This window comes from Saccharomonospora glauca K62 (assembly GCF_000243395.2).
Taxonomy (GTDB): Bacteria; Actinomycetota; Actinomycetes; order Mycobacteriales; family Pseudonocardiaceae; genus Saccharomonospora; species Saccharomonospora glauca.
The window spans coordinates 4,223,606-4,233,349 of the sequence record NZ_CM001484.1 but is presented as its reverse complement, the minus strand read 5'-3'; the positions used below and the strand labels follow the sequence as shown (position 1 = coordinate 4,233,349).

7 protein-coding genes and 1 tRNA gene are annotated in these 9,744 nt (G+C 71.7%); 4 read left to right on the top strand and 4 right to left on the bottom strand.

Annotation, left to right across the window (positions count from 1 at the left end):
• Together SACGLDRAFT_RS22860 and SACGLDRAFT_RS19740 are read right to left on the bottom strand one after the other, a co-directional pair.
• A partial coding sequence (locus SACGLDRAFT_RS22860) for a prephenate dehydrogenase/arogenate dehydrogenase family protein (protein WP_005466763.1) occupies window positions 1-599 on the bottom strand: 599 nt, incomplete at its 3' end.
• A gap of 43 nt (window positions 600-642) precedes the next feature.
• Entirely contained in the window at window positions 643-1,875 is a 1,233-nt protein-coding gene (locus SACGLDRAFT_RS19740) for a M20 metallopeptidase family protein (RefSeq protein ID WP_005466762.1), read from the bottom strand.
• An 84-nt stretch (window positions 1,876-1,959) separates the two neighbouring features.
• On the opposite strand from SACGLDRAFT_RS19740, the gene SACGLDRAFT_RS19735 reads away from it, so the two are divergent.
• The 4 genes from SACGLDRAFT_RS19735 (at window position 1,960) to SACGLDRAFT_RS19720 (ending at window position 5,937) form a co-directional block, all read left to right on the top strand.
• Window positions 1,960-2,442, top strand: a complete 483-nt coding sequence (locus tag SACGLDRAFT_RS19735) for a tRNA adenosine deaminase-associated protein (RefSeq protein ID WP_005466761.1) — start codon at window positions 1,960-1,962, stop codon at window positions 2,440-2,442.
• The gene (locus SACGLDRAFT_RS19730; RefSeq protein ID WP_005466760.1) at window positions 2,439-2,984 is read left to right on the top strand and encodes a nucleoside deaminase; all 546 of its coding nucleotides are present in this window, start codon (window positions 2,439-2,441) and stop codon (window positions 2,982-2,984) included. Before SACGLDRAFT_RS19735 ends, SACGLDRAFT_RS19730 begins: the two co-directional genes overlap by 4 nt.
• Window positions 2,980-3,067, top strand: a tRNA-Ser gene (locus tag SACGLDRAFT_RS19725). The genes SACGLDRAFT_RS19730 and SACGLDRAFT_RS19725 overlap by 5 nt, the downstream gene beginning before the upstream one ends.
• 158 nt (window positions 3,068-3,225) lie before the next feature.
• A complete protein-coding gene (locus SACGLDRAFT_RS19720; protein ID WP_005466759.1) occupies window positions 3,226-5,937 on the top strand; it encodes a PQQ-dependent sugar dehydrogenase in 2,712 nt (903 codons plus the stop codon).
• Here the strand turns inward: SACGLDRAFT_RS19720 and SACGLDRAFT_RS19715 are convergent.
• Window positions 5,882-8,428, bottom strand: a complete 2,547-nt coding sequence (locus SACGLDRAFT_RS19715) for a helix-turn-helix transcriptional regulator (RefSeq protein WP_005466758.1) — start codon at window positions 8,426-8,428, stop codon at window positions 5,882-5,884. The genes SACGLDRAFT_RS19720 and SACGLDRAFT_RS19715 overlap by 56 nt on opposite strands.
• Window positions 8,428-9,708 (bottom strand): Hsp70 family protein, encoded by a 1,281-nt coding sequence (locus SACGLDRAFT_RS19710; protein WP_005466757.1) that lies wholly within the window; start codon window positions 9,706-9,708, stop codon window positions 8,428-8,430. Before SACGLDRAFT_RS19710 ends, SACGLDRAFT_RS19715 begins: the two co-directional genes overlap by 1 nt.
• Window positions 9,709-9,744: the final 36 nt, after the last annotated feature.

The following is a 9,744-nucleotide window of genomic DNA, read 5'->3' as shown; positions in this document are numbered from 1 at the left end:
CCCGCCGCGCCGACCGTCGCCAGGACCGCCGCGAGCAGGTGCGGCAGGTGCGAGACGCGGGCCACCGTCTCGTCGTGGACCTCGGCGTTCAGCGGCACGACGCGCGCACCGAGGTCGACGGCCAGGGTCGCCACCTCCCGCCAGGCCGCGAGGTCGGTGGCGGGTTCCACGGTGGTCACCCAGGTGGCGCTTTCGAACAACTCCGCCGTCGCCGCCCGCCATCCGGACTCGGCCGTCCCGGCCATCGGGTGGCCGCCCACGAACGTCACCGACGGTGCCACCGCTCGCACCGCCTCCCGCACCGGCGCCTTCACGCTCGTCACGTCGGTGAGCAGGCAGCCCGGAGCGTGCCGCTCGACGAGGGAGAGCACCGATTCCAGCGAGGTGAGCGGAACGGCGAGCACCACGACGGCCTCGCGGGAGGCGGCCCTGCGCAACGCGTCCTCCACGGCGGTGCTCGCGTCGTAGCCGTCGGCCACGGCGGCGTCGGCATCCGATGTGGACGCCGTGGCGCCCCACGCGGTCCTGCCCGAGGAGACGGCGGCCCGCAGCACCGACCCGCCGATCAACCCGAGTCCGATCACACACACGTCACGCACGATGCCTCCCGTCCGCCCGCGGTCTCCTTCGCCATCCGAGGTGTCACCTACGCAGGCTGTCCAGTGCGTAGGCGGCGTACATGGCCACGCCGTAGGCCAGGGCCTCCTCGTCGTAGCGCACCCGGTTGGAGTGGTTGGACGCCGCCTCGGCCGGGTCGACGTCCGGCGGGCACGCTCCGAGGAACGCGAACGCGCCGGGAACACGCTGCAGCACGTAGGAGAAGTCCTCCGCGCCCATGATCGGGTTCGGCATCCGCCGCGAGCGCTCGACCCCCAGGACCTCGGCGGCAAGGTCGAGTACCCGTTGGGTCTCGGTCTCGTCGGTGACCGTGACGGGGAAGCCGGGCCGCAGGTCCGCCACCACCCGGCAGCCGTGGGCCTCGCCGATGCGCTCGCTCACCCTGGGTACTTCCGCTCGCAGGTGCGAACGGGTGCGTTCGGACAGGGTCCGGATGGTGCCTTCGAGCTCGGCGGACTCGGGGATCACGTTGTCGGTCGTACCGCCCGCGATCCGGGTGACGGTGACGACCGCGGGGTCGAACACGTCGACGGTCCGCGTCACGCGGGTCTGCAGTGCCGTGACGATCTCGGCCGCCGCGGGGATCGGGTCCACCGAGTTGTGCGGCATCGAGCCGTGTCCGCCCTTGCCGATGAGCTGAACCGTGAAGCTGTCCGCGGAGGCCATCACCGGCCCCGACCGCGTAGCGATCACCCCCGTCGGCAGGTTGGCGAAGGTGTGGAGGGCGAAGGCGCTGCGCACCCTGGTGCCGGCCGCGTCGAGCACGCCTTCGTGGATCATGTGCCGGGCACCGTGGTGGCCTTCCTCGCCCGGCTGGAACATGAACACCACCGAGCCCGCCAGCTCGTCGGCGTGCTCGGCCAGCAGCCGGGCGGCTCCCACCAGCATCGCCACGTGGGTGTCGTGGCCGCACGCGTGCATGACGCCCTCCACCTCGGAGGCGTACTCCAGGCCGGTGTCCTCGGGCATCGGAAGCGCGTCCATGTCGGCCCGCAGCAGCACGGCGGGGCCCGGTTCGGCGCCCCGCAGCACGCCGGTGACGGACGTGGTGGTGGTGCCCAGCGTGGTCTCGATCGGCAGTTCGGCGAGCGCGTCGAGCACCGCCTGCTGGGTCTTGGGCAACTGCAGCCCCACCTCGGGATGGCGGTGGATGGCGCGTCGCAGCGCGACGGTGCTCGGCTGGAGGGCCCGTGCTTCGTCGAGGAGCCCGGCGAAGCGGGCGTCGGGCAGGGAGGGCAGGTCGGTCGGTCCGGTCATGGTTCGATCCTGACATGGCGGGCCGGGTCGTTCGCCGGTCGTCTTGTCGGTCCTAACAAGCCCGACTCGGTATACGGTGGACTCATGGCGGTGAAGGAGCCGGTCACGGGGTTCGCGGTGGCCGTCGTCAGGGAGGACGGTCGGTGGCGTTGCGGTCGACTCGACGACGCGGCGCTCACCGAGCTGGACACCGCCATCACCGAACTGCGCAAGCTGCGGTCGACCGGCGCGGTGTTCGGGTTGCTCGCGGTGGACGACGAGTTCTTCGTTATCGTCCGCCCCACCCTCGGCGGGGTGTCGCTGCTGCTCTCCGACGCGGCGGCCGCGCTGGACTACGACATCGCGGCCGACGTGCTCGACCTGCTGCGGGCCGATGCGCCCGATGACGACGACGACGCCGTGTGGCCCGCCGGTGACCTGGAGATCCTGGCCGACCTCGGGATGCCGGAGGCCGAACTGGAGGTCATCGTCAACGAGGTCGAGCTCTACCCCGACGAGCAGTTGCAGATGATCGCGCAGCGGTGCGGGTTCGCGGAGCAGTACACGGCGGTGCTCGACGAGCTGTGATCCCCGACCGCACCGATCTCGACGCCGTGCGCGTGGCACTCGACTACGCCGAGCGCGCACGGGGCACGGCCGACGTCCCCATCGGCGCCGCGGTGTTCGCGCCGGACGGGCGGCTGCTGGCCGGTGCGCACAACGCTCGGGAGGCACTGGGCGACCCCACCGCGCACGCGGAGGTGCTGGCGCTGCGAGAGGCGGCGCGGGTCCACGGCGACGGGTGGCGACTGGAGGGATGCACGCTCGCCGTCACGGTGGAGCCCTGCACGATGTGCGCGGGGGCGCTCGTCCTGGCTCGGGTGGCGCGGGTCGTGTTCGGCGCGTGGGAGCCGAGGACGGGTGCGGTCGGTTCGCTGTGGGACGTCGTGCGGGATCGGCGACTCAATCACCGGCCGGAGGTGCTCGGCGGGGTGTTGGAGGCCGAGTGCTCGGCGTTGTTGAACGACTTCTTCTCCGAACACCGGGACCGGGCTGACCAGGAACGAGATTCCTCGGCGGACCCCGTCGAAGATCGGGAGAGGGCCGTGCGGTACCGTATTCGGCGGTAGCGTGTCCGAGCGGCCGAAGGAGCACGACTCGAAATCGTGTGACGGGCAACCGTCCGTGGGTTCAAATCCCACCGCTACCGCCACGAGAAGCCGGGCGATCCCTTGTGGGTCGCCCGGCTTCTTCTTTCGGCTGGTTCCCCGTCGCTCGAAGGGGTAGCCGTGTTCACCCGGACCGGGGCGCGGATAACACGATCGGCGTGTCAGCGGAAACGGCCGTGCCGTTGCCGTCGAAGGTGACGGTATGTGGTCTGTTGGGAACCGTCTGTTCGTGCGCCCGGCCGCCGTCGTCACCGCGTTGCTGTTGGCAACCGGCCTCACCACCGCGCTCGGGGTGACCGGGGAGGGCAGGGCGTCGGCGGAGGAGCCGCGCCTGCCCGAGGGCTTCTCGTTGAAGGAACTACCGAGCGGACAGTCGCCGGGGGACCTGACCGACTTCGCCTATCTCCCCGACGGGAGCGTGCTCACCACGGGCAAGACCGGCACGGTCGCGTGGGTCTCCCCCGACGGCCGCTCGCGGACTCTGCGCAGCCTCGCGGTCGAGTCCCAGCAGGACATGGGGCTCGTGGGGCTCGCGGTCGCGTCCGACTACGAGACCACCCGTCACGTCTACCTCGCCCGCTCGGTGCCCACCGGCGGTGGCTCCTACGACCTGACGCTCGCGCGTTGGGAGGTCACGGGGGCGGACGAGCCCACGGGCCTGACCGGCGAGACCGAACTGCTCCGCCTGCCCGGTGACGCGAACGTGCACGGCATCACCGGGATCGTGCCCGACGACGACGGCACCATCTGGGTGTCGGTCGGCGACGTCGCGAGCTACACCGAGACCGATCGCCTCGCGCTACGGGCCCAGAAGCCCCACGCGTTGCAGGGCAAGATCTTGCACCTCACCGCCGATGGCCACGGCGTCGAGAGCAATCCCTTCTACGATCCGTCGGCCCCGGACTCCGCCCGTAGCAAGATTTTCGCCAGTGGGTTCCGGAGCCCGTTCCGGCTCTCCCTCGATCCGCGCACGGGCCTGCCCATCGTCGGCGACGTCGGGTGGAACCGGTGGGAGGAGGTCAACCTCGTGCAGCCGGGGCGCGACTACGGCTGGCCGTGCTGGGAAGGCACCGAACCCACTCCCGGCTATCGCGAACTGCCCGAGTGCGACCACGCGCCCAACACGCCCCCGCTGGTGAAGTTCCGCCACGGCAAGGGGGTCGACAACGCCAACAGCGTCACCGGCGGGGTCGTCTACACGGGATCGACCTATCCGAAGGAGTACCGGGGCGCGTACTTCTTCGGCGACTACACCCATCAGAAGCTGTGGTCGCTTCGCTACGACGAGCAGGGCAGGTTGACGCAGGCCCCGCAGAGTCCGCCGCTGGGCACGAACGTGGGACGGCCCGTGAAGTTCGGTACCGCCGCGGGCGGCGACATCGTGTTCGCCGACATCGCGTCGGGGAAGCTGAAGCGCCTCGTATACGCGGCGGGTAACCAGGAGCCCGTCGCGCGCGTCTCCGTGGAGACCGACCCGGAGACCCGCACGGTGTCGTTCGACGGCTCGGAGTCGTTCGACTTCGACGGCGATCCCCTGACGTACGAGTGGGACTTCGGTGACGGCAACACCGCCACCGGCGCGCGTGTGGAGCACACCTACGGGGAGGCCGAGGAACGGTACACGGCGCGGCTCACGGTCACCGACACCGCGGGAGCCGAGGGCACGACGGAGGTCACCGTGGTACCCGGCAACCACACTCCGGTGCTGCGGGCGGAGACGCGGGAGGACCACACGTACGCGGTGGGCGAGTGGGTGACGGTGAGCGCGATGGCGACCGACGCCGAGGACGGGGTCCTCGACGTGCGGTGGCAGGCCACGGTGGTGCACTGCCCGGAACAGGAGACGTGTCACGCGCATCCGACGGAGTCGGGCGAGGGCATGGTGTTCTCCGTCCCGTTCACCGACCACCCCGACTCCCACATGGAGCTGACGGCGACGGCCACCGACAGCGAGGGGGTGCAGAGCAGCTACACCTACAAGGCGCTGCCGAGGGAGCACCGCCTGACCCTGGCGAGCAACGTCCCCGCCGCCGTGGAGATCACCAGCGAGGGCGACGGCGACACGTCGAACGGCAGGGGCGGAACGGCCATGGTGACCGCGGGGGCCACCGTGGGGCTGTCGGCCGCGCGGACAGCGGCCGACGGCGTGTCGGTGTTCTCCGGCTGGGACGACGGTGTCACCGAACGCACGCGCACGATCACGATGCCCGACGAGGACTTCACGATCAGCGCCGTCTACGTGACTCCCGTGGAACAGCGGTACGACGCGGAACCGGAGCTGCGGGAGGTGCTGGGCCCGCCGACGGGGCCGGTGGTGGTCGACGGCGGAATGTACTACCGCGAGCACGTCAACGGGCGGCTGTACTGGTCGGCACGCACGGGCACGCACGAGGTGCACGGCCCGATCGCGGAGAAGTACGTCGCGTTGGGCGGGCACGAGCGGTTCGGGCCGCCCAGCACCGACCAGACCGTGACGCCCGACGGCGAGGGGAGGTTCAACCACTTCCTCGGCACGTCGTACACGCGCACCGTGTCGATCTACTGGACCCCGCGAACCGGTGCCAACGCCATCTGGGGCGAGATACGCAAGCGGTGGGCCGCGATGAACTGGGAGCGGGGGCCGTTGGGGTACCCGACCACCGATGAGAGCAGGACACCCGACGGCGTCGGCAGGTACAACCACTTCACCAAGGGCGGGTCCGTGTACTGGACGCCACGCACGGGCGCTCACGCCGTGTACGGCGCGATTCGCGCGCACTGGGCGAAACTCGGCTGGGAGCGGTCCTACCTCGGGTATCCGGTGACGAGCGAGTACTCCGTACCCGGTGGCAGGCGCAACGACTTCCAGGGCGGTTCCCTCATCTGGCACGCGGCCGACGACCGGGTGACCGCCCAGCCGAGGAGCTCGGCGTGACGAGCTCGCGAAGCTGAGCCAGCAGGTCGGCCCTGCTGGTGGCGCCGAGTCGCTGCCGCATGCGCGCCATGTGGTGTTCCACCGTCTTGGCCGAGATGAACAGCCGGTCGCCGACCTGCCGGTACGTCAGCCCGGACACCACCAGTTCCGCCACCTGGCGTTCGCGCTCGCTGAGGACACCGAGCCGGGACTCGGGGGGCGCGGCGCCCGCCGTCGAGCTGCCCTGCAGGGAGCGGGCGCATTCGAGCAGGGCCACCATCGCGGCGCGGTCGGTGGTGCGGATGGCGGCCTGCCCGGCGAGCCGGGCGGCGTCCCAGCACAGTCCCGTGGCGTGCAGGGCCCTGGCCGCCACGTCGACACGGGCGGCGTCCACGGTTCCGCCGAGGGTGTCGATCCAGCAGGCGGCGGCCTCGGCGAGGACACGGTGGTATCCGGTGTGGTCGGTGCTGTGGTCGGCGCAGCGCGCCAGCGCCCGCGCGTGCTCGGCCGCCTCGTCGCGTTCGTCGGCGGTGATGGCCGCGTGCAGGCTGCTCCAGTACAGCGCAGCCGACCACAGGGGCGGGTCGCCGAGTGCCCTCAGCAGGGTCCGCGCGCGTTCGAGTTGGTGGGCGAGGCGCTCGCGTTCGCCGAGGCGCGCGGCGACGATGGCGAGTTCGCCGAACGGCAAAATGGTGAACAACTCGACCCGCAGTCGGATCACGGCCTCACGCACGTCGCCCCAGAGCTCGCGCAGCGCGGCCAGGTCGCTGGTCCTGCGGGCCAGCCCCGCTCGCAGACCGACGGCGAAGAGCCAGTCCCTGGGGGACAGTTCGCGGCCGACCGATTTGAGCGTGTGGGTGGCGGTGTCCGTGTCACCCCGGAGCATGGCGATCCACGCCGACAGCAGTCGGTGCCGGGCGCGGGAGGTGCGTCCTCCGCTGTCGGCCTCGACGGCGCGGTCGAGCAGTGTCGTGGCCAGCGACAGCTCCCCGCACTGCATTCCGACGAGCGCTCCCACCGCGGCGGGGGTGTCGGGCAGGAACAGCGAGTGTCCCACGGGGTCGAGTGCTTCCGCCGCGTCGGCCAGTGTGGACAGTGCGGGGGCCGGTCCCGAGGTCACCGACTCCAGGGTGCCCCGCACCAGGGCCGTCATGGCCGTGGTGACGAGCGTGGGTGGGGCGTCCCGGTCCGCCGAGTCGAGCAGGGACTCCGCCTCGGTCAGCTTGCCGTTCCGCAGCGCGATGAGCGCGGAGTTGACGCGGGAGAGTCGGGTGTTCGACCACCGGTACAACTCGCTCGCTCGTTCCAACTGGCCTTTGTGGACGAACGCGGTGGCGGCCGTGTTCGCGGCGTCGGTACGGCCCTCGGCTCGAGGAGCCGCGATCACGCGGTCGGCCAGCCGGAGCGCGGCGTCGAGATCACCTGCACGGGCCGCGGTCTCGGCCCAGCGGCAGACCAGCTCCGTGGGCGGATGACCCGCCCTGGCGGCGGCCGCGTACAACCTCGCGGCCAGCGCCGGATCGCGTTCGGCCGCCTCGGTGGCGGCGGCTTCGAAGGCCTCGGCGAGTGCGGTGCCACCGAGTTCGGTGTCCAACAACGGGCGCACCAGGCCGAGCACGGGGCCCTTGCGGGCGAGTTGGAGCCGGATCAACCGCTGCGAGATCGCCAACCGACGTTCCTCCGGAACGAGGACCCGCACCGCGTTGGCCACCAGCGGCAACGGCACGCCGTCGGAGGTGAGCAGGCCACCCGCCCTGGCGGCGTCGACGGTGCGGGCCACGCCGTCGTGGTCGGTGTCCAGTACCGCGGCCAGCAGGTCGACGTCGAGTCTTGCCCCCGAGGTGGCCGCGAGCAGCAGGGACAGCGTCTCCGGCGGCAGCCGGTCGAGCTCGGGGCGGAACTCGGCGAGGACGGGGGCCGGTAGATCGGTAGCGTCGGCCGGTACGGGGTCGCCGGAGTGGACGCGCAGGGCGTTCGCGAGCCTCACGACGAAACCGGGGACGCCGAGGGTCTGGGCTCGCACGAGTTCGGCGAGTCCCGCCCGGTCACGTCCGAGCAGCGCGGCGATCCGGGGGATGTCGAGAGGCCGCAGGACGACCTGCCCTCGCAGTCGGGACAGCAGCGCGTTCAGTGCGGGCGAACGCGGCCACGGGCGCGCGGCGATCACGAGTCCGGTGACCTCGTCGCCGGCCCGTTCGTGCAGTTCGGCGAGTACGGAGTCGTCGAGTTCGTGGGCGTCGTCCACCAGGATCAGCTCGGCGGTGGCGACGTCCTGCTGTCCGTACCACGCGACGGCGACACCTCGGGCCTCGCACCGGCGTGCCAGGTGGCGCAGCATGGCCGTCTTGCCGTGACCACCGGGAGCGACGACGGCGAGTCGCGCGGGCGTGAGCTTTCCGTGCGCGACGGCGCGGCACAGCTCGCGAGTCGGTTCGTCGAGCAGTGGATCATCCGATGTGGAGTCCATGAGCGAGTCGATACGCCCCGGCGAGGCGATGTCGGATGCCGGCATCAGCGTTCCTCGTTTCGGTCGTCGGTCGAGCCGCGCCCACGTACCAGGGAGAACCGGCGACGCGGTGGCTCCAGTGGCGTGATCTCGACCGGTGGTCGCTGCGGTGGCGGTTCGAGGTCCGCGCCGCGGCTCGGTCGCTCGTACCACGCGGGCGCGGCGTCCAGGTCCGGAACGAGCGCGCTGCCGGTCTCGGCGATGCGCGGCCGCTCCGGTTCCGGCTCGGGTGCGGCTCTCGGGCGGGGGCGAGGTCGCGGCCGGGCCACCAGGGCCGCTCCCCGGCACCGGGTCGTGCCGGGGTCGTCGTCGACCACGACGGGGCAGGGGAGCATGGTGCGTGCGAGCCGGGCGACGAGCGGGATCCGCGCGCTTCCGCCCACCAGAAGCGCCGCGGCGAGCTGTCCCTCGGGGACGTTGGCCAGCAGGGATCGCAGTTTCCCGACGGCGGAGCGCAGCACCGGCGCCGCGAGTTCCTCGAACTCCTGCCTGCTCAGCGACACCGTGTCGGTGAGCAGCACGTCGGTCGTGGTCGAAAGCCGTTCCTTCGCCGCGACGACCGAGGCCCGCAACCTGCCCATGGCGTAGGGATCGCCGCTGTCGACGTTCGTGCGGTCGAGGACGTACCGCACCAGGAGGTCGTCGATCCTGCCGCCGGCCGCGTGTTCCGAGGACTCGTGGTGCGCGAGCAGCTCGACGCCCACCGGTGTGCGGCGCAGCAGCGCGGTCTCCACGTGGACTCCGCCGATGGCGCAGACCGCCAGCAGCCGGCCCGGTTCGACGTCCTCGACGTCCGGGCGCGCGAGGTGACACTCAGCTGCGGCCACCGGACTCGGCAACGCCAGCACGCCGGGGAGTTCGGCGGCGTCGAGTGCCTCGTGCAGCAGCCCGCGTCGATAGGCCGACCAGCCGGGCGGATGAGTGACGACGATGCGTTCGGCGTGGGCGGCCTCGGCCTCGGCGACGCGGTCGGCGATCCAGCCGATCATTCCGGCCGCGAGGCTCTCCGCCGGGTAGGAGAGGCCGCCCAACACGAACGGAACGGGGTCACCGGTGCGGTGCAAGGGCGCGCGGGTCACCCGTTCGGGTTCTGTCGCACTCCGTTGCAGGGCGGCATGTCCCACCAACAGGTCACCGCGCTCGGAGACGTGCAGGACGGATTCCTCCCACGGGGTGGGACCCCCGAGGGGGATCACCTCTGCGGGGCTCCAACCGTCGCTGCGGTACCGGCACACGGCCGCGCTCACGCGGGTGGCACCGAGGTGTATCCCCAGCACATAACGCATAGGCGACGGTTTCCTCCCGGCTCGTCGCGGTGGTCC

Excerpts from the sequence above, each read along its gene's own strand:
- SACGLDRAFT_RS19710 (WP_005466757.1), bottom strand. The coding sequence starts at position 9,708 with ATGCGTTATGTGCTGGGGATACACCTCGGTGCCACCCGCGTGAGCGCG.
- SACGLDRAFT_RS19720 (WP_005466759.1), top strand. The coding sequence starts at position 3,226 with ATGTGGTCTGTTGGGAACCGTCTGTTCGTGCGCCCGGCCGCCGTCGTC.
- SACGLDRAFT_RS19735 (WP_005466761.1), top strand. The coding sequence starts at position 1,960 with ATGGCGGTGAAGGAGCCGGTCACGGGGTTCGCGGTGGCCGTCGTCAGG.
- SACGLDRAFT_RS19740 (WP_005466762.1), bottom strand. The coding sequence starts at position 1,875 with ATGACCGGACCGACCGACCTGCCCTCCCTGCCCGACGCCCGCTTCGCC.
- SACGLDRAFT_RS19715 (WP_005466758.1), bottom strand. The coding sequence starts at position 8,428 with ATGCCGGCATCCGACATCGCCTCGCCGGGGCGTATCGACTCGCTCATG.